Source organism: Devosia sp. (genome assembly GCF_025809055.1).
GTDB lineage: Bacteria > Pseudomonadota > Alphaproteobacteria > Rhizobiales > Devosiaceae > Devosia.
Genome location: NZ_CP075529.1, coordinates 1,249,306 through 1,268,841 on the forward strand (window position 1 = coordinate 1,249,306; position 19,536 = coordinate 1,268,841).

General features: G+C 64.0%; 17 protein-coding genes and 1 other RNA gene. 3 read left to right on the plus strand and 15 right to left on the minus strand.

The genetic code is table 11. The features are described 5' to 3' along the window. Window positions 1-44 precede the first annotated feature (44 nt). The 7 genes from rnpB to katG all read right to left on the minus strand — a co-directional run bounded on the left by rnpB (window position 45) and on the right by katG (window position 7,756). Window positions 45-427, minus strand: an RNA gene (gene rnpB / locus KIT02_RS06170) — RNase P RNA component class A. 32 nt (window positions 428-459) lie between these two features. Next, entirely contained in the window at window positions 460-1,206 is a 747-nt protein-coding gene (locus KIT02_RS06175) for a DnaJ family molecular chaperone (protein ID WP_297583645.1), read from the minus strand. 91 nt (window positions 1,207-1,297) lie between these two features. Beyond that, the gene (locus KIT02_RS06180; protein ID WP_297583648.1) at window positions 1,298-2,101 is read right to left on the minus strand and encodes a hypothetical protein; all 804 of its coding nucleotides are present in this window, start codon (window positions 2,099-2,101) and stop codon (window positions 1,298-1,300) included. A 114-nt stretch (window positions 2,102-2,215) separates the two neighbouring features. Beyond that, window positions 2,216-3,118 (minus strand): methylenetetrahydrofolate reductase [NAD(P)H], encoded by a 903-nt coding sequence (gene metF, locus KIT02_RS06185; protein ID WP_297583651.1) that lies wholly within the window; start codon window positions 3,116-3,118, stop codon window positions 2,216-2,218. 4 nt (window positions 3,119-3,122) lie between these two features. Then, window positions 3,123-4,082 (minus strand): metalloregulator ArsR/SmtB family transcription factor, encoded by a 960-nt coding sequence (locus KIT02_RS06190; protein WP_297583654.1) that lies wholly within the window; start codon window positions 4,080-4,082, stop codon window positions 3,123-3,125. Between the two features lie 192 nt (window positions 4,083-4,274). Then, window positions 4,275-5,399, minus strand: coding sequence for a DUF2336 domain-containing protein (locus KIT02_RS06195; RefSeq protein WP_297583657.1), 1,125 nt, complete (start codon window positions 5,397-5,399; stop codon window positions 4,275-4,277). A gap of 173 nt (window positions 5,400-5,572) precedes the next feature. Beyond that, entirely contained in the window at window positions 5,573-7,756 is a 2,184-nt protein-coding gene (katG, locus tag KIT02_RS06200) for a catalase/peroxidase HPI (protein WP_297583660.1), read from the minus strand. A gap of 95 nt (window positions 7,757-7,851) precedes the next feature. Here katG and KIT02_RS06205 point away from each other — a divergent pair, with 95 nt between their 5' ends. Continuing rightward, on the plus strand, window positions 7,852-8,793 hold the full coding sequence (locus tag KIT02_RS06205) for a hydrogen peroxide-inducible genes activator (protein ID WP_297583663.1): 942 nt from the start codon (window positions 7,852-7,854) through the stop codon (window positions 8,791-8,793). On the opposite strand, the gene rarD is transcribed toward KIT02_RS06205, so the two are convergent. Next, on the minus strand, window positions 8,731-9,681 hold the full coding sequence (rarD, locus tag KIT02_RS06210; protein ID WP_297583666.1) for an EamA family transporter RarD: 951 nt from the start codon (window positions 9,679-9,681) through the stop codon (window positions 8,731-8,733). The two genes, KIT02_RS06205 and rarD, sit on opposite strands and share 63 nt — an antisense overlap. 194 nt (window positions 9,682-9,875) lie before the next feature. Here rarD and KIT02_RS06215 point away from each other — a divergent pair, with 194 nt between their 5' ends. Beyond that, the gene (locus KIT02_RS06215; protein ID WP_297583669.1) at window positions 9,876-10,325 is read left to right on the plus strand and encodes a host attachment protein; all 450 of its coding nucleotides are present in this window, start codon (window positions 9,876-9,878) and stop codon (window positions 10,323-10,325) included. Between the two features lie 182 nt (window positions 10,326-10,507). Here KIT02_RS06215 and KIT02_RS06220 read toward each other — a convergent pair whose 3' ends face one another. From KIT02_RS06220 to ettA, 7 genes are all read right to left on the minus strand, one after another. Further along, window positions 10,508-11,359, minus strand: a complete 852-nt coding sequence (locus KIT02_RS06220) for an alpha/beta hydrolase (RefSeq protein WP_297583671.1) — start codon at window positions 11,357-11,359, stop codon at window positions 10,508-10,510. Window positions 11,360-11,364: 5 nt separating this feature from the next. Then, window positions 11,365-11,700 carry a hypothetical protein gene (locus tag KIT02_RS06225; protein WP_297583674.1) on the minus strand — a complete coding sequence of 112 codons (336 nt, stop codon included), beginning with the start codon at window positions 11,698-11,700 and terminating at the stop codon, window positions 11,365-11,367. Window positions 11,701-11,837: 137 nt separating this feature from the next. Then, on the minus strand, window positions 11,838-12,419 hold the full coding sequence (locus tag KIT02_RS06230) for a hypothetical protein (RefSeq protein ID WP_297583683.1): 582 nt from the start codon (window positions 12,417-12,419) through the stop codon (window positions 11,838-11,840). Further along, window positions 12,416-12,880 (minus strand): hypothetical protein, encoded by a 465-nt coding sequence (locus KIT02_RS06235; RefSeq protein WP_297583685.1) that lies wholly within the window; start codon window positions 12,878-12,880, stop codon window positions 12,416-12,418. The genes KIT02_RS06230 and KIT02_RS06235 overlap by 4 nt, the downstream gene beginning before the upstream one ends. Then, entirely contained in the window at window positions 12,877-14,088 is a 1,212-nt protein-coding gene (locus KIT02_RS06240; RefSeq protein WP_297583687.1) for a YeeE/YedE family protein, read from the minus strand. Before KIT02_RS06240 ends, KIT02_RS06235 begins: the two co-directional genes overlap by 4 nt. Before the next feature lie 196 nt (window positions 14,089-14,284). Beyond that, window positions 14,285-15,190 (minus strand): sulfurtransferase, encoded by a 906-nt coding sequence (locus KIT02_RS06245; RefSeq protein WP_297583689.1) that lies wholly within the window; start codon window positions 15,188-15,190, stop codon window positions 14,285-14,287. A gap of 237 nt (window positions 15,191-15,427) precedes the next feature. Continuing rightward, window positions 15,428-17,083, minus strand: coding sequence for an energy-dependent translational throttle protein EttA (gene ettA / locus KIT02_RS06250; protein ID WP_297583692.1), 1,656 nt, complete (start codon window positions 17,081-17,083; stop codon window positions 15,428-15,430). Window positions 17,084-17,241: 158 nt separating this feature from the next. Between ettA and KIT02_RS06255 the strand changes: the two genes are divergently transcribed. After that, a complete protein-coding gene (locus KIT02_RS06255; RefSeq protein WP_297583695.1) occupies window positions 17,242-19,398 on the plus strand; it encodes an AI-2E family transporter in 2,157 nt (718 codons plus the stop codon). Window positions 19,399-19,536: the final 138 nt, after the last annotated feature.

The window sequence follows — 19,536 nt, forward strand, 5'->3', positions numbered from 1 at the left end:
CGGAAGTAAAGCGCATCGTTTAGCGACGATGGAACCGAAGAGTCAACGCCAGTTGACCTGTAAGCCGGGTTCTGTAGGGCCGTGTTTCCACGACGTGGTGACCATTCATCTGTGGCGGCTGTTACCAGCGCGCTCGTGCAACCAACCCGGACGACATGGCCTCGAAACAGGCTGAGGTTGCCCCCGCGTCATCCCTATTTGGTCTTGCTCCCGGTGGGGTTTGCCGTGCGATCCCTGTTGCCAGGCACCCGGTGCGCTCTTACCGCACCCTTTCACCCTTGCCGTCCCGAAGGCGGCGGTTTGCTTTCTGTGGCACTTTCCCTGGGGTCGCCCCCGGCGGCTGTTAGCCGTCACCGTGTTTCGATGGAGCCCGGACTTTCCTCCAGCGGGCAGTTACCCACCCGCCAGCGGTCACCCGGTCAACTGGCGCGGCCTATGTGCGGGAGGCTGTTGCCGCCGTCAAGTGAGCAATGGCTGTGGCTTGGGGCGGGTAATGGCCTGATAGGCCAGGTTGATCGCCGCCATGCGGGCCGTTGCCACGTCGACCAGGTCTTCCGGCACGCCGCGGGCAATCAGCCGGTCCGGGTGGTGTTCGGCCACCAGCTGCCGGTAAACCCGGCGCACTTCCTCGGGCGGTGCATTGTGGGACAGCCCCAGGACCGTATAGGGATCAACGCCCTCTTCGAGAAAAACATGCTGTGACGCCATCTGCTCGAAGCGGGCATCGTCAAAGCCGAAAATGCCGCTGACATTGCGCAGATATTCAAGCTCGGCTTCATGCACCAGCCCGTCGGCCGTGGCGATGAAGAACAGGCCATCGAGCACATGCTCGAGGGTTTCCGGCGTTTCGGCGAAAAAGCGTGCCACCTTGCGCGCATAGGCGTCGTAGCCGGCGACATCTTCCTTGGCGAGATTGAACAGCCGTTCGACCTGAGGCTCGCTGCCCTTGGCAACCTCGACGGTCGCATTGAAGGCCCGCACTTCCGAGGCGGTCACCGCGCCATCGGCAACCGCCATCTTGGCCGACAGGGCGATGAGCGCCAGCGTAAACGCCGCTTCGCGGCCACCGGGAAGCCAGGTGTCGGGGTCGAGGATATTGGCGACATGCCCGGCAAGGCCGGTCCGGCGCGAAAACGAGCCGAGGAATTGCGCGAACTTGTCGCGCAGGTCGCAGTTTTCGCTTTCCTCACGCACGCAGCGCAGCATGGCAATTCCCTGACGAACCAGATGCTCGGCCCGCGACCATAAACGTCCAGTCCGGCGCGGTCCATGGCCGCCCCGTCATGGCCGCCCTGCGCTACTGTCCGAATGGCCAGAAATACTCTTCTTCATAGACCGGCTGCGGACGGCGCGGCCGTGGGGACTGGTCGAGCCAGAAGCCTTCCGGCTCATACTGTTCGACCACGACATCTCCGTTTCCACGCTGGCGATTGTTCAGGAACTCGGACAGCGGCCCGGATTCCCAATCGGCCAGGTCTTCAGCGGTAACGACCCGGGGGTCTTCAACGATAAGCGGCGGCTGCTGCGCCTGCTCTATGGGCTGCACCGGAACCGGCGTGGCCGGTCGCGCCGCCGGGCGCTGCGACAGCGGTGTCGGCATGGCAAAGGCAACGGGCTTTGGCCGCTCGGGCTCAGCGGTGGCAGCAGGCTGGGTGGCAGGCACTGGCCTTGCCGGCTGCTGCACGGCCGCAGTCTGCGTATTGCTGGCCGGCTGTGGCGTCACGGCGGGCTGGGCGGCCGGTTTTGCGGCCGTTTGGGCCGGGGGTGTCGCAGGTGCGCTGTCGCCACCCGAGATGTAGCTCGGCAGCGGCTTGCCGGAGGCAAGATAGCTATCCACCGCATCGCCGCCCGGATTTGCCGGTGCAGGCGTGATGCTGGCCGTGGTTTCGGGCGCCGTTACGGTTGCGGGCGCGTTCGACGGTTGCGGCGCTGTGGTGACAGGCGCGACTTCGGCGACCGGCTGCGGTGCTTCCTGAACCACGACAGCCTGCGGCCTGTCCCCCGAAAACTGGGACGACAGGAAGTCGATTGCAGGAATACCGACCACCAAGGCGGCACCGGCCCAGGCCAGTCCTGTGGTCCAACGACGATCAATCTGCATGGGCGCTCATAGTCCGATGGATAAATCCGGGGCAGCAATGGCGCACAACATGGCCATAATATGAACCGCCCTCACCCAGAGTGCCGCTCCGCGCCTGAACGGCACATGAACGCTCTACCCCGCCAGTGGCCGGCGGCCCAGGAGACGCGCCAATGCCAGGACCAGGTTGGAGCGGTTGAGCGTATAGAAATGGAAGTCGGTCACGCCCTCGTCGAGCAATTCGGTGACCTGCTCTGCCGCAACGGCCGCGGCCACCAATGCGTGGGTTTCGGGATCGTCCTCGAGGCCCTCGAACCGGTCCGCCAGCCAATCGGGGATGGACGCGCCACAGCGGGCGGCAAAGCCCGATATCTGGCGGAAACTGTGGATGGGCTGGATACCGGGCACGATCGGCGCGGTAATGCCCGCACGCCGCGCCCGTTCGAGATAGCGAAGGTAATCGCTATTGCGGAAGAACATCTGCGTGATGGCCCGCGTGGCGCCCGCATCAAGCTTGCGCTTGAGGTTGTCGATATCGGCGTTCCAGTCCGGACTCTGCGGATGCTTTTCGGGATAGGCGGCAACCGAGATGTCGAAATCGCCTATCCTGCGAATACCGGCCACCAGGTCCGCGGCGTTACGGTAGCCATCGGGATGGGGCGTGAACGGCTGCCCGACGCCTTCGGGCGGATCGCCACGCAGGGCGACGATACTGTTCACGCCAGCCTCGCGATAACCGCGCACCACCGCATCGACCTCATCGCGGCTCGCCCCGACGCAGGTCAGATGCGCCGCTGCCGGCACGCCGGTATCGGCGGTGATGCTGCGCACCATGCGCAATGTGCGCTCGCGGGTGGACCCACCGGCGCCATAGGTGACCGACACGAATCGCGGATTGAGGGGAGCGAGCTTGTGGATGCTGTCCCAGAACCGCTCTTCCATGGCGTCGGACTTGGGCGGGAAGAATTCGAAGGAAATCTGCAGGTCAGGGCGCTGGTCTGCCGTCTGGCGGCTGGCCCGCATTGTATCGTCGATCATTAGGTCAATCCGTCTTGTCGGAATCGGTGAGGCGCCAGAGGCAAACGGTGAGGCCGCGCGTGCCGGCCTTGCTCGGAAAATCGCGAACCGAAGCCACGTCCAACGACGCTGCATCGGCCCAGTCCTGCATCTGCTCATGGGACAGGCCCAGGCGCCGATGCTCATGCTCGCTGCGCAGGACTTCCAGTTCATGCGGCGCAAAATCGACGATCAGCACCTCGCCGCCCGGCTTGAGCGCCCGCCGCGCCAGGGCCAGCATCCGGCCTGGATCGTCGAAATAGTGCAGCACCTGGTGAATGACGATGACATCGGCCAGCCCGATGGCCGGATCGATATCGGCAATGTTTCCAAGCCGGACCTGCGCATGATTGATCCCGGCCGTCGCCAGCCGCGAGCGCGCCACGGCCAGCATTTCACGGCTCGAATCGATACCGATTCCGCGCCTGTATGCAGGAGCGAGCACCTCCAGCATGCGGCCGGTGCCCGTGCCCAGGTCGACCAGCAGCTCTGCCTCGCGATCGCCGAGCGCTTCGAGCACTGCCGCTTCAACCGCAGCCTCGGGTACTTGCAGCGTGGCCTGCAGATCCCAGCTGTCGGCGACCTTGGCGAAGTAGGCCGCCGCCTGAGCCTGCTGGGCGGCGCGGGTTTCCACCTGGCGGGCCCGGTCACGCCGGTGGTCGGGGTCATCGAGATCGATGCGCGCCGTCAGCCAATGCGCCAGATCGGCCCCTGCCCCCGACGGTGCCAGGCGATAATAGGCCCAGGCGCCCTCGGCGTGACGCTGGATCAGTCCGGCATCGGCCAAAAGCTTGAGATGCCGGGACACCCTGGGCTGGCTCTGGTCGAGGATTTCCGTGAGGTCCTTGACCGAGTGGTCGCCTTCGGCGAGAAGCGCCAGCAGACGCAGCCGCGTGCTTTCGCCCGCAGCCTTCAAAACCCCCACCAAATTCGACAGATTGCCCATTCGCACCTCAGATATAAAGATATCTTTATATTCAATGTGCGATGGGGTCCAGCACCCATGTGGCGGCTTTTTCGCTGCATAGGCGGACCAGTCCGGTAGACCGCGACACGCGCACTATCACACCGGCTCCGGCCATCTCGAGAATGTGCTGGAGATGGGGCGGCGGCCCGTCAGGCCGCCTGCCCCGTTGGATCAGGCCGACTGGCGTTCTTCGCTGGCGGCCCGCTTGCGGAAGGAATGGGCGCGCCACAATTCGAAGATGCTGGTCGCATCCTCGACCTCCAGCGCCTTGAAGCGCGACAGGATCATGGACTTTTCCGTCTCGCTGGGCAGGTCCCGCCAGGGCAAGGTTGCGGCAATGGCCTCGAACAGGTCCGGCGACAGGCGTGCGGCACGCAGGGCCACGGTCACGGCGACATAGTCCTGGCTGGCCAGCCACTTGACGACGACTTCCGGCCCGACCCGCAGCATGACGGTCATGGCGGCGGCGGCATGATGGCCATAGCCGAACCGGGCAAACCGGGCCAGCGCCCGGTCGTCGAGCTGCTTGCGATCGGCAAGGCCCTTGACCTGGTTGTAGGCAACCTTCCACTCCTGCGCATTGAAGCCGGCGCGGTTGCGGATGCGGTTATAGACCACGGTGTTGATCTTGCCGGCGGCAACAGGATCGAAGCGCTTTTCGGATTCGCCCAGCGTCTGCAGCACCTTGCCGGCAGCGGATTCGATCTTTCCACGCAGGCTGTCCCAGTCGATATCGGTGCGGCCACGCAGGTCTGCCGCAAGCTCGGCATCGTTCATGGCGCGTTCGACCAGCTTTTCCAGCGTCGCGCCGTGAAGTTCTGCAGCCTGGTTACGGACCAGGCGCGTTACCGAACTGGGCTCGCCATGCTCGACAATGGCTTCGCCCACACGCTCGTTGACGCTGCCGCGACCGGCAATGGCCACACGATGATCCTCGGACTGCTTGGAGACGATGTCGATGAGATCGTCGTCGCTGAGGACCGTGGAAAATTCGAGAAGCGGCCGGGCGATCTCGATATCGTCATTGGCCAGCTTGAGCACCACCGTGCCCGGGGCACGATCCAGCGGCGCCAGCAGCTTGGCCACATGCGCCCGCGCTTCGGCCTCGACCAGCTCGGCAAGCTGACACAGGACCTCATCGTATTGGGCCACCTGATCGTCATCGCAGCGGTCGGAAACATAGCTGAACAGCTGCGCCATGTTGCGGAACAACTGGTCGCGTTCGGACTGGTTTTCCTCACCATTGAGAACGCGGAAATTCGCAAATGCCCGGTGGCCTTCGTCGAATTCGGTCATAGATCGATCTCCCGGCTTCTGCCGCTCACTACGGCCACACTGGCTCGCCACATGCTTGTGCCGCCTGAAGGCCCGAGATCGATTTTGATTCAAATTTTATCGGTCGCGCGCCGCAACAAAAAAAGCCCCGGGGGAAATCCCCCGGGGCCTGTGAAATCGCGGACAGGGAGCGCCTAGCGCAGATCGAAGCGATCCGCGTTCATCACCTTCACCCATGCGGCCACAAAGTCCTTGGTGAACTTTGCTGCCGAATCCGACTGGCCATAGACCTCGGCATAGGCCCGCAGATGCGAGTGCGAACCGAAGATCAAGTCTACGCGGGTGCCGGTCCACTTGAGTTCACCGCTCTTGCGGTCGCGCCCCTCATAGACACCCTCGTCCCCGGCCTTGGGCGACCAGACGGTCTCCATGGTCAAAAGATTGACGAAGAAGTCATTGCTCAGTGTGCCCGGGCGGCTTGTCAGCACGCCATGGTCATTGAGGCCGGTCTTGAGAACGCGCAGCCCACCCAGCAGCACCGTCATCTCGGGGCCGGACAGGCCGAGCAGATTGGCCCGATCGACCATTGCCTCCTCCGGCTGCATGAACTGGCGGCCGCTCAGATAATTGCGGAAAGCGTCGGTACGCGGCTCCAGAGCGGCAAAGGAGGCCGCATCGGTTTGCTCGGCCGAGGCATCCATGCGGCCGGGCGTGAACGGCACGCTGATGGCCTGACCCGCATCGGCTGCGGCCTTTTCGACCGCCGCCGACCCGGCCAGCACGATGAGATCGGCCAGGGAGACTTTCTTACCGCCGGTCGCCGATGCATTGAAATCGGTCTGGATGGCTTCGAGCTTTGCGAGGACGCCAGCAAGCTGCGCCGGCTGGTTGACCGCCCAATCCTTCTGCGGGGCCAGGCGGATGCGGGCACCATTGGCGCCGCCGCGCTTGTCCGACTTGCGGAAGGTCGAGGCCGAAGCCCAGGCGGCCGAAACCAGCGCGGAAACCGGCAGGCCCGTTGCCAGCACCTTGGCCTTGAGTGCCGTAATGTCGGCCTCGTCGATCAGGGCGTGGTCGACGGCCGGAATAACGTCCTGCCAGATCAGGTCTTCGGCCGGAACTTCCATGCCGAGATAGCGCACCTTGGGCCCCATGTCGCGGTGGGTCAGCTTGAACCAGGCACGGGCAAAGGCATCTGCGAACTGCTCGGGATGCTCGAGGAACCGGCGCGAAATTTTCTCGTAGATCGGATCGAACCGCAGCGACAGGTCCGTGGTCAGCATGGTCGGGCGATGCTTCTTTGAGGGATCGAACGCATCTGGAATGACCGCATCATCCGTCTTCGCCACCCACTGCCTGGCGCCGCCCGGGCTGGCCGAAAGCTCCCACTCATAGCCGAACAGGTTCTCGAAGAAGAAATTGCTCCAGCGCACCGGGGTCTGCGTCCAGGTCACTTCAAGCCCCGACGTGATCGAATGAGTTCCGACACCGCTTTCATGGCCACTCTTCCAGCCAAGGCCCTGATCTTCCAGGTTCGATCCTTCCGGATCGACACCGACAAATGAGGGATCGCCAGCGCCATGGGTCTTGCCGAAGGTGTGGCCACCGGCGATCAGCGCCACGGTTTCCTCGTCATTCATGGCCATGCGCGAAAAGGTCTCACGGATGTCCCGCGCCGCCAGAAGCGGGTCGGGATTGCCGTTCGGCCCTTCCGGATTGACGTAGATGAGACCCATCTGCACGGCAGCCAGGGGCTCTTCGAGCTGGCGTTCACCGCTATAGCGGCTGTCGCCCAGCCAGGTGCCTTCAGGACCCCAGTAGAGCTCCTCAGGCTCCCACACATCGGCGCGGCCACCGGCAAAACCAAAGGTCTTGAAGCCCATGGATTCGAGCGCGACATTGCCGGTAAGGATCATCAGATCGGCCCACGAGATCGCATTGCCGTATTTCTGCTTGATCGGCCACAGCAGCCGCCGGGCCTTGTCGAGATTGGCATTGTCCGGCCAGGAATTGAGCGGGGCGAACCGCTGCTGACCCATGCCGGCGCCACCCCGGCCATCGGTGATGCGATAGGTGCCGGCACTGTGCCAGGCCATGCGGATGAAGAGTCCGCCATAGTGACCAAAGTCGGCGGGCCACCAATCCTGCGAATCCGTCATCAACGCGGTGAGGTCGGCCTTGACCGCAGCAAGATCGAGCGCATTGAACGCCTCGGCATAGTCAAAGCCGGCATCCATCGGGTCGGAAAGGGCCGAATTGTTGTGCAGGACCTGCACATCCAGGGCCTCGGGCCACCAGTCGCGATTCTTCGGGCCGCGCCCGGCGCCATGCGGGAATGGGCATTTGCCGGCTTCGGTCTTGGGATTGGGATCGGTCATGGCGGGGGGCCTCCTGAATAGATATGCCGGCGTTATAGTCAGCTGGTCTCCATTAGGCCAATCGATTAAACTTCCTGCCACGATAGGAAGAAATTATGATGTCGGTATCGCTCAAGCAAATGCGCTACGCCCTCGCCGTAGCCGAACATGGGCATTTCGGTCGCGCGGCCGAGACCTGCGCCATCTCCCAGCCAGCGCTGTCCCAGCAAATTCTGGCGCTGGAAGCACGATGCGGCACGCCGCTTTTCGATCGCCTGAAAGCGGGCATCTCGCTGACGCCCTTCGGGCGGGATTTTGTCGAGCTCGCCCGCGTGGCGGTCAAGGGAGCCGAGGCGGTGGACAGCCTGGTGGAGGGCCTGGCGGGTCAACCGGGCCGTGCCGTGCGATTTGGCCTCATCCCCACTGTCGCGCCCTACCTGCTGCCGGAGATTTTTCCGGCGCTTCTGGCACAGTTCCCCGCCCCCGGCTTCACCATCAGCGAAAACCGCACCGAGGCCCTGCTCATGGGTCTGCATGATGGCACGCTGGACATCGCGTTGATCGCAACCGAACTGCCGGAAGCAGAAACCCGCTGGCAGGATTCGCCGCTCTTCGATGACCGTTTCGTGCTGGCCACGGCCCGGAGCGAGCCCACCCTTGAGCCGGTTGCCTTGTCCGCCCTCAATCCGGATCGGGTCCTCTTGCTCGACGAGGGGCACTGCTTTCGCGACCAGACAATCTCGGCCTGCCGCCTGGACGCAGCGCGCACGACCCGCACCTTTGCCGCGACTTCGCTGTCGACCATTGTGGAATTTGTCGCCAACGGCCAGGGCGTCACCCTGCTCCCCAGCATTGCCCTGCGCAAGGAGGCGGCCGATCCGCGCATAGCCATTCACCCGCTCGACGATCCCGAAGCCGGGCGGCAATTGCGCCTGGTCTGGCGGCGAGGATCGCCCTATGCGGATCTCTTCGAGCGGATTGCCGAAGCGATCCGATCAGGGCGCGGCGGTGCGCAGGCGGCGCTGTCTGAAACTGTCAAAGCTGAAGACCGCCAGTGACACCCAGATCAGGGCAAAGCTCAGGAGCCGCAATTCGTTGAGTGGCTCACCGAACATCAGGATGGCGATCAGGAACTGGATCGAGGGTGCCAGATACTGGAACATGCCGATGGTGGTGAGGCGCAGGCGGCGCACGCCATAGGCAAAAAGCAGCAGCGGCACCGCGGTCGCCGGACCGGTGAGCACCAGCAGGGTCATCTGCATGGGATCGGCATGGACACCGGGGCCGCGGGTCATGAGATCGAAGGCGACATAGGCCAGGGCAAAGGGCGCCACCACGGCCGCTTCGGCAAAGAGGCCCGTGGCCGGTCCGGCCTGCGCCGTCTTGCGGATGAAGCCGTAAAACCCGAAGGAAAAGGCAAGGCCCAGCGCGACATAGGGCACTTTGCCGAGGCCAAAGGCCTGGATGAGGATGGCAATGCAGGCGATGGCGATGGCCACGGTCTGCAGGCGGTTCTGCCGCTCGCCGAGCAGCACCATGCCGATGGCGACATTGACCAGCGGGTTGATGAAGTAGCCAAAGCTGGCTTCGAGCACCTGCCCGGTCTCCACCGCCCAGACATAAAGCAGCCAATTGCCCACCAGCAACACGGCCGAAAGAGCGATGATCCGCATCCGCCGCCAGTCTTTCAGCAGGCGGATGGCCTCCCCCATGCCACCGGTAAAGACCAGGATGGCCGCGAGCAGCAGCAACGAAAACAGGGTCCGCTCGGCGACGATGAGCACGGCCCCAGCCTGCTCGAGCAGGTGAAAGAGAATGGGCAAGAAGCCCCAGAGCAGGTAGGCCGAAAGCGCCGCAACCACGCCCTTTTGGGTCTCAATACCATCGGGAGATCGGACACGCGTCGCCGGTGCGGCAACCTCAGGGCTCTGTTCGGGGAGGGTCATCGGCATACTCCGCGCCGCGACGGGCGCCTTGCCGGTCTATCAGCCGCATCCGGCCGCGACAAATCAGAACTTGTGATCGCAAACCCTTGCAATGGTGATGGCTGGCACCCAACCTTTTAGGGTGTCGGACGTTTGCCCTTGGCGCGACCATTGCCGGCCGCGCCTCACGCCCGTCCCAACCTGAGGAGCAGATGATGAAATCCACCAAGACCTGGATCCTGATCGCCGACGGCACGCAGGCCCGTATTCTCCAACACAATGGGCCGGGCAAGGGACTGGCCCAGGTAGAGAATCTCGACTGGTCCATCGATCCCCTGCAAACCCAGGACATCAATGCCGACCGACCCGGCCGCAGCTTCTCGTCCGTCGGCCCCGGACGCAGTGCCATGGAACCCAAGACCGACCCCGCCGAACATCGCGAGGCCGAATTCGTCCGCTCCGTCGCGCAGGTGCTCGAGGCCAAGGCAAAGTCCGGTGCCTATGACCGGCTGGTGATCGCCGCGGCACCCATTGCCCTGGGCAATTTGCGCAAGGCGCTGTCCGACCATGTGAAGAAAACCGTGGTTGCCGAACTCGACAAGGACCTGACCAACCTGCCGACGCCGCAACTCAACAAGCACTTCGATGGCATCATCGCCGTCTGACCTGCAAGGATGAGGCCGGAGCACCCCATAGCGGGCGCTCCGGCCCAAATTGCGATTCAGCTGCAATGACTTGCGCCGCCCGGCTGATTCGATTTGTGGACACATTGAATCGATGCATCAGGGCGTTGAATCGATGTCTTAACGGTTTGAATCAATCTCGCAGAAGCCGCACCGGCCTTGCGCTAGTCGATTGACTCTTCGTGCTCATCATCACCGTCAAGCGCATCGAGGAATTCATCAATCAGGCGGCTGACAAATTCAGGCCGCTCGATGCTGGGCAGGTGTGCAGCGCCTTCGATGACCATAGCAAAGGCATTCGGCATGGTTTCCGACAGGGTCTCGTGCCGGTCGATGATGCAGGCAAAATCCTCGCTGCCGACAAGCAGCATGGTGGGCGCATTGATCGCCCCAACCTGGTTCCAGGCGTCGGGTCGCGCCTCTTCCATCGTCAGCTGCGGCGCATTGAGAATGATCCGGTTCATGTCGAGAAACAAAGACCGCGCGGGGTCCCCGACGCGGCCGCCCGGACCGCGAGGGCCGTCGAGCCAGGCATGGGCCTCCACGCGATTGACCAGATCGAGATCGCCGCGCTCCCAGGCGTCCTCCTCGGCCATCTCGACCCCCTGCTCTTCCGCCGACGTGCTCCACGGCGCCCCGGTCACCGAGGTGCCGATAAGCACGAGGCCCAGGACGCGCCCCGGATTGGCCAGCGCAAAATCGACAGCCAGCCCGCCACCCATCGAACAGCCGACGAGCAATGCGGCATGAAGATCAAGGGCGTCGAGCACGGTCGCGAGATCATCGAGGTGATTGAAGGGCTCGTCTGGCGTCCTGGTCTCGCCATGTCCGCGCCGGTCATAGGCGATGGCGCGCCAGCCGGAATCGGCGACGGCCTGCATCTGGTTGCGCCACATGCGCGAGTCGCAGACACCAGCATGCAGAAACACCACCGGAAGGCCCTCGCCCAACTCCCAGCAGGCCAGGCTTGCGCCGCCGACTTCGATGGAAAAGGGCTCGGGGGCCTCTTGGGACAAGTCGGTCACTGCGCGATAGCGGCGCAGAATTTCAGCTCGTCCTTGCTGCCCAGCCAGCAGCCGGGCTCTCCCTCGACGGGGCTGAACGCGCCAAGTTCTTCGGGACGCTGGCCCGGTTTGACATCGGCGGCGATCCGGTAACCCAGCCCCTCACCATCCTCTGTCTGTGCGAACACGAAGAGGTCGCCATCCGGCAGGGTGAAGGTCACGCCACCACCATCGGCGGCCACGTCACAGTCAAAGCTCTCATAGCCGGTGAATGAACACTCTCCCGGCGCGGCCATCGCCGGAACGGCGAGGGCAAGGCCGAACAGCACTGCCCCCGTCAAAACCTTGTTCATGCATTCCCCCAAGAACGCGAAATCATGGGGATATCTCCCCGTTCCATATAGCTTATTGCAGAAAATCCCGGCGGACCCAATGGGCATTTGCGTCCGCCGCCAACCCTATCGGCATCGTCGTTTACAAGTGATGCAGGTCAGGCCCGCAACACCAGTTCGCTGGTGACCTCGAGCGCGCGGTCCTCCCGGGCGATGCCCCCGGCGGGGGCGACATGGGCGCCAAGCACGCCATCGCGCTGGCGGATAAGGCCGGCAATGTCATCCTCATAGGCGACCAGGATTGCCGTGAGCCAGCGATTGACCAGATAGGACGGCCGGGGCATCTGCATGTCGAAGCGCGACAGCAGCGGGATGGTCGTTTCCGCATCGGCCCAGTCGTCACCCACGACCCATTGGTTGACCGTGAACAGCCGCAACAGCCTGCCGTCCTCTCCGACACCGGCGGCCACCAGATGATGGATCGGACCGTCCCTGCCCTCGGGGCGCAGGAAACAATGAAAGTGCCCGTGTTCCGCCGCGCCCTCTTCTGCCGGATGACAGTGATAGAACCACTGCGCGCCGCTGGCCGGGTCGAAAACATCTCCGGCGGGATAGTGGTCCCAGGCTGCGATGGCGTCGACGCCCTGAAATGTTTCGGTCAGCACGTTGAGCCCCGCCTTGGCCAGCACGGCCTCGCAGAAGGCCATTTCGGCCAGGGCCTGCTCACGCGCTTCGCTCATGCGCCAGTCTCGACCACGAGATCGGGCGCTTCTTCATCCGCAGGCTTTGGCTTCGGTGCGGGCGGAGGCGGCTGGAGCGCCGGCGTTGCAGCTGGAGGCTGCGCTGGCGGCAGTGGCGGCGCCAGCTTTTCCGGCTCGGCGGCAGCGGACGGGGTCGCAGGGGGCGGTGGTGGCGCCAGCTTTTCCGGCGTGGCCGGAGCGCCAGCCGCACAGGGCGCCGTTGCCGGAGGCGGCGGTGGTGCGGCCTTGGCCGGCGTTGCAGGCGCCCCGGCGGCGCATGGCGCCGAACTCACCGCGCCTGCGGCGCATGGTGCAGCCGCGCAGGGTGCAGCTCCGGAAACCGCCGTATCGGCGCCATAGACAGGACGCGGCGGCACCGGCTTGGTCAGGTGATCGGCGGCAATCGCCGCCGTTGCCGCGACCAGCGCTGTGCCGAACAGAATGGTATTGCGCCCGCTCATTTCCTGAACCCATCGAGACCGAAGACCGGCCGCAGCCAGACGCCGAAGAACGAACCCACAAAGGCCGCAGCAAACCACAGCCAGCCATGCAGGCTCCCCGTGGCAATGCCCGAGAACAGCGCCCCGATATTGCAGCCGAAGGACAGCCGGGCCCCGTAGCCCATGAGCAGGCCACCAATCATGGCCGCCACCAGCGAGCCGAGCGGCAGCGCGGCTTTGGGCGCAAACTTGCCGGCAATGGCCGCCGCCAGCGCGGCCCCGAGCACCAGTCCGAAATCCATGACCGACACCGTATCGTTGAGCACGCTGGAATTAAGCGCCTGCGCCTGCGCGGGCCAGGTCCAGAACTCCCAGGATGCGACATCGACGCCGATCGCCTGCGCGAACTTGGCGCCCCACAGGCCGAAACCATAGGTGATCGACCACGGGTGTCCGGCAACCAGCAGCGTCGCGATGTTCAGCAGCGCCAGGGCCAGGCCCGCGCCCACCAACGGCCAGGGGCCATAAAGCAGCCAGGACCATCCCTGCCGGGCGGGAGCCGGTTCCGGCTCGATATTGCCATGCACGCGCTTTTCGATGAGCGCGGTGATCAGCGCCACCAGCGCCAGGCCCGCAATGGTCACGGCCACCGCAAAGCCCACGCCCAGTTCAGCGCCCAGGCTGATGGCCGGCAGCGCCGGCTGTTCGAGCCAGAACGGCAGATGCGCGGTGCCGATCACGGCGCCGATGATGAAGAAGGTCAGCGTCACCAGCATACGCGCCGAGCCGCCGCCCACGGTGAACAGCGTGCCGGAACCACAGCCGCCGCCCAATTGCATCCCGAGCCCGAAAATCGCCGCCCCGATCAGGACCGAAACGCCGACTGGCGCCATGGCGCCGACCATGGCCTGCCCGCCGATATTGCCGGCCGCAACCAGCGGCAGCATGGCCAGTGCGGCGACGCCGATGGCCAGCATCTGCGCGCGCATGCCGCGTCCGCGCTTTTCCACCACCATGCGCTTCCAGCCGCCGGTAAAACCGAACGAGCCGTGATAAAGCGCCACGCCCAGCCCGCCGCCAATGACAAACAGCGCCCCCTGGCGCAGGTCGACCTGCCAGGTGATCAGGGCAAAGCCGGCCAGCAGCATCAGGGCTGCAACGAGCAAGGGCCCTTTATCCGCAACGGCAGGCGGCAGGAATTTCGGGGCTGTGGCGGATAGGTCGGTCATGATTCTCGAAAATGCAGTGATCTAAATGAATTAGGATGCTGCGCTCGTTCAGCGCAACATCCAATCTCTCTCCGATGCCTTGACCACCGCCGCGAGTCACCCTCGGGCCTGACCCGAGGGGACTCTACTTGCGGCGCGTTGGTCAAGTGAAACGCCCTTGGGTCAAGCCCGAGGGTGACGCGCGGTGAAATCGACCTTACTGGATCGGACGCGCCGGATCGGCAGCCCATTCGGCCATCGAGCCGTCATACATGGCCGTGTTCTGGTTGCCCTGCACTTCATGGAGCGCAAACCACACCACCGAAGCCCAATGGCCGGTATTGCAGAACACGATGTTCTTGTCGCCATTGGCGACGCCCACCGCCTCGGCCAGCGCCGACACGGTTTCCGGCTGCGCGAAGCTGGCATATTCGGCGCTGTAGAACTTGGCGTTCGGAATATTGACCGCGCCGGGAATGGTCCCCTCGATGCGCACGACCGGGCTCTTGGACTGGCCCAGGAACTGCTCTTCCGGGCGGCCGTCGATCAGGGGCGTGCCATCGGCCAATGCGGCTTCGACATCCGCCGTGGTGGCGCGCAGTTCCGGCCGTACATTGGCGACAAATTCCACAGCCTCGGGGGTCGCGGGCTCGGCGACGCGCTCGCCACCCTGCGCATCATATTGACGCCAGCCGCCATCGAGGATCGAAACGGCATCGTGGCCGAGATACTTGAAAGTCCAATAGACGCGGGTAGCGCCGCCGAATTCCGAGGAATCGGTGCCCCAAGGCACGATCACCACGTGATCATCGGCGTCGACGCCCAGCCCGCCGATCAGCGCGGCAACCTCTTCCACCGGCGGAATCTGCCCGGGCACGCCCTCGACCTCGATGCGCCAGCCGGCCGAGGCATAGGGCGCCACGACGGCATTGGCGATATAGGGCAATTCACCCAGGTCGGTCTCCGCAACCTTGTCGCGAATGTCGATGACAACGACATTCTCGTCCGCCGCATGGGTCTTGAGCCATTCGGCGGTGACCAGCGGGGTCACGTCCTGAGCCTGAGCAACAACGGGAGCCGCAACCACAAAGGCAGCGGCGGTGACGAGCGTAGCAAGACGCATGGCGATAGCTCCAGTTCCAGATTGCCACCAATCTAGAGCGAAATGGTCGGCAAATCGACGGATACCGGTCCAAATGTGGCGCCTGCACGGGAAAACTATGTTGGCAGCGGGCCGCGGCGCGCAATGAAACCGTCCCTGCGGGTTGAGCGCCGCGGGGAAAATAAATCCCCCGCATCCCGGATCCACGTTCTGCTTCGCCGCACGCCAGGAGATCGGGTCGCGCCCCGCCCCAAGTCCCTACCGCGTCAGCGGTTTATACGTCGCGCGTTTCGGGTTCACCGCATCGGCGCCCAGTCGGCGAACCTTATCCGCTTCATAGTCCTGGAAATTGCCCTCGAACCATTCGACATGGCTGTCGCCCTCGAAGGCCAGCATGTGGGTGGCGAGGCGGTCGAGGAACATGCGGTCGTGGCTGATGATCACGGCGCAACCGGCGAATTCCTCCAGCGCCTCTTCGAGCGCCGCAAGGGTTTCGGTGTCCAGATCGTTGGTCGGCTCGTCCAGCAGCAGGACATTGGCGCCGCTCTTGAGCATCTTGGCCAGGTGCACGCGGTTGCGCTGCCCGCCCGAGAGATTGCCGACCTTCTGCTGCTGATCGCCACCCTTGAAGTTGAAAGCCGAGGTATAGGCGCGTGAATTCATCTCGCGCTTGCCGAGCAGCAGGATTTCGTCGCCCCCGGAGATTTCCTCCCACACGGTTTTGTTGGAGGCCAGGGCGTCGCGGCTCTGGTCGACATAGCCGAGATGGACATTGTCGGCGACGCTGACGGAACCGCTGTCGGGCTGTTCCTGCCCGGTCAGCATCTTGAACAGCGTGGTTTTGCCGGCGCCATTCGGCCCGATGATGCCGACAATGCCGCCCGGCGGCAGCTTGAAGGAGAGGTCGTCGATGAGGAGGCGGTCGCCGAAGGACTTGCTCAGGTTTTCGACCGTGATGACATTCTGGCCCAGCCGTTCGCCGGGCGGAATGATGATCTGGGCGGTATGGGACTGGGTGCGGGCTTCGTTGAGCTTGACCAGTTCGTCATAGGCCTTGATGCGGGCCTTGGACTTGGCCTGCCGCGCCTGCGGCGACTGCCCCATCCATTCCTTTTCGCGTTCCAGCACCTTGGCGCGGGCCGCGTCTTCGCTCTTTTCCTGGGCAAAGCGCTTGGCCTTGGCATCGAGATAGGCCGAGTAATTGCCCTCATAGGGCACGCCGCGGCCGCGATCGAGCTCGAGAATCCAGCCGGTGACATTGTCGAGGAAGTAGCGGTCGTGGGTGATGATCAGCACCGCACCGTCGAATTCGCGCAGGTGACGCTCGAGCCAGGCGGTGGTTTCCGCATCGAGATGGTTGGTCGGCTCGTCCAGCAGCAGCAGGTCGGGCTTTGAGAGCAGCAGCGCGCAGAGCGCCACGCGGCGCTTCTCGCCACCCGAAAGATTGGTGACATCGGCATCGCCCGGCGGGCAGCCGAGCGCTTCCATGGCCACTTCCACCTGAGATTCGAGATCCCACAGGTTCTGGCTGTCGATGATGTCCTGCAGCTTGGTCGCCTCGTCGGCGGTCTCGTCGGAATAGTTCATCATCAACTCGTTGTAGCGGTCGACGATTTCCTTCTTTTCCTTGACGCCGGTCATGACATTGCCCAGCACGTTGAGCGCCGGGTCGAGCTGCGGTTCCTGCGGCAGGTAGCCGACCTTGGCTCCATCGGCCACCCAGGCCTCTCCGGAAAATTCGCTGTCGATGCCGGCCATGATCTTGAGCAGGGTCGACTTGCCCGAGCCATTGGGGCCTAGGACGCCGATCTTGGCATCGGGGTAGAAGGAGAGGTTGATGTTATCCAGCACCTTCTTGCCACCGGAATAGGCCTTACTCATTCCGTGCATGTGGTAGATGAACTGGCGAGCCATGTGCCGCGACCTCTCAGAAACTATTCGGTTGTCGGCGCCTATGTAGGCCATGGCCGTGCCGGGGGCAACTGCCCGGCAGCCGAGCTGCGCAGCCAAAAAACTTCGGCAAAGGAACGAAACCACCCAAGGGGCATTGAAACGGGCATGAGGGACCAGATTTGACTGAATTTCCGGCACCGCCCGTATTCTCGCACCGCCGCCCGAGCGCCTTTGAAAGCATAGCGACCTTTGCGATCATCGCCGCCCTGCTCTATCTCGGCGCCGGCATATTCGTGCCATTGGTCCTTGCGGTCCTCCTGGCCTTCGCGCTCAATCCGCTCGTCTCGTGGATGAACCGGCGGGTCGGGCTGCCCGACCCTGTTGCCGTCATCGTCGCGGTGCTGCTCGCCGTCGCGGTCCTGTCCAGTTTCGCCATTCTCGCCGGGACGCAGATCGCCAATCTCGTTCAGGAATTGCCGCTCTACCGCCAGGTCATCCAGGACAAGATGACCGGTCTGCAGGAGCAGTTCGGCGGGCTGGTCTGGATCGATCAGATCTATGCCATGCTCGCCAATGTCGGCGAAAATATCGGTGCCGAACCCGGACCGGGGCAGATGGCGCCGGTCCCTGTGACCATCTCCAATGAACTGGGCCCGTTGAGCCTGATCACCTCGATCATGGGTTCGGTCGTGGGGCCCGTGGCCACCATCGCCATCGTCACCGTGTTCCTGATTTTCCTGCTGCTCGGCCGGGCCGACCTGCAGGACCGCTTCATCCGGCTGGTGAGCGCGGGACGCTATTCCCTGACCAATCTCGCCATCAGCGATGCCAGCCGCCGCGTCGGGCGCTATCTCATCATCCAGCTGATGGTCAACGTGACTTATGGCACGCTGTTCGGGTTCGGACTCTGGCTGATCGGCGTGCCCAGCGCCCCGCTCTGGGGCCTGCTCATCGTGCTGTTTCGCTATATCCCCTTTGTCGGGGCGCTGATCATCGCCACGGTTCCCTTTGCCCTGGCCTTCGCCGTCGATCCGACCTGGAACATGCTGCTTCTTTCGGTCGGCCTGTTTCTCGTCATCGACCTGACGACGGCCAATGTCATCGAGCCGCGTCTCTATGGCTCCAGCACTGGCGTTTCCCCGATTGCCATCCTGCTTTCAGCCATGTTCTGGGCAACCCTCTGGGGCCCGGTCGGCCTGATCCTCTCCACCCCGATGACGGTTTGCCTGGTGGTGATCGGCCGGCACCTGCCGCAGTTCCAGTTTCTCGAAACCTTGCTCGGCAGCGAGCCGGTCCTGTCTCCACCCGAGCGCCTCTATCAGCGCATGCTCAAGGGTGATGCCGAAGACTCGATCGAGATCAGCGAGGCTTATCTCGAAACCCACGACAAGGGCGCATTGATCCGCGACATCATGCTGCCCGCCCTGCGCATGGGCGCGGCCGAACTGGCCGACCGCCCCGAATCCGTGCCCCAGAGACGGCAGTTGATCACTGCCTTCGATACCGTGGTCGATGCGGTTCTTGAACCAGCTTGGCCGGAAACAGCGCCGATACTCGTTATCGGCGGGCGAACAGAGATCGATGAGGCCGCTGCGCGCCTGATCGGCTCGGAACTGCTTGACGAGTCCGTCGCCAATTTGGTCCTGCCGCCCGGAGCAATCCGGCAAGAGGCCATCGGACGGCTCGATCTGGAAAACGTGCACGATATTCTGCTCGTCTTCCTGGGCGCTGACCTGCGGGCCCAGTGCCGCTATGTCGCCCGCCGCGTCCGCCGCATGGCGCCCGATGTCCGGATAACGGTGGCCGTGCTGAACGAGTTGGCCGCGGGTGAAACCGCCGAAACGCTGCATGTCGACAGCGTCGTCCGCGACCTCGATGCCGCCCTTGAGGCGCTGGCGTCGGCTGCAATGCCCACAGCGCCCGTCAAGGCAAAAGCCGTGCGGCGCCCCTTTGCCGGGCTCGGGCGCGGCGACGATGCCCTTGGCCGGGAACTCGACACGATCGCCGAGTCCTTTGGCGTGCCGGCCGCCATGATCAACCTGCTCGATGACGAACGCCACCTCGAAGATACCGACTCCGTGCGGCTGACCCGGCTGGTGGCCGAACGGAACGAACCTCTGGTCGTGCACTCGAACACGCCCGACGAAACCGTTGGCGACAACGACTATCTCGTCACCAACGGCATCGACTTTTATGCCGGTGTGCCGATCGTCCTGCCCGATGGCAACCGCGTCGGCGCGCTGGTTCTGGTCGACTACGAGCCGCACGATTTCTCCGGGGAGGACCTCGCGCGCCTCCACAGCATATCGGGCGACCTCGTCGAGCGATTTGGCTAGAGAGTTTCACCCTTAAACCGAACCATCGCCTTCATAGCCCCCTCTCCCCTCAGGGGAGAGGGATGGGGTGAGGGGTGAAAGCCCCTCGGCATGAACGCGAATGTGAACCCCACATCCGGCGCTTCGCGCCACCTTCTC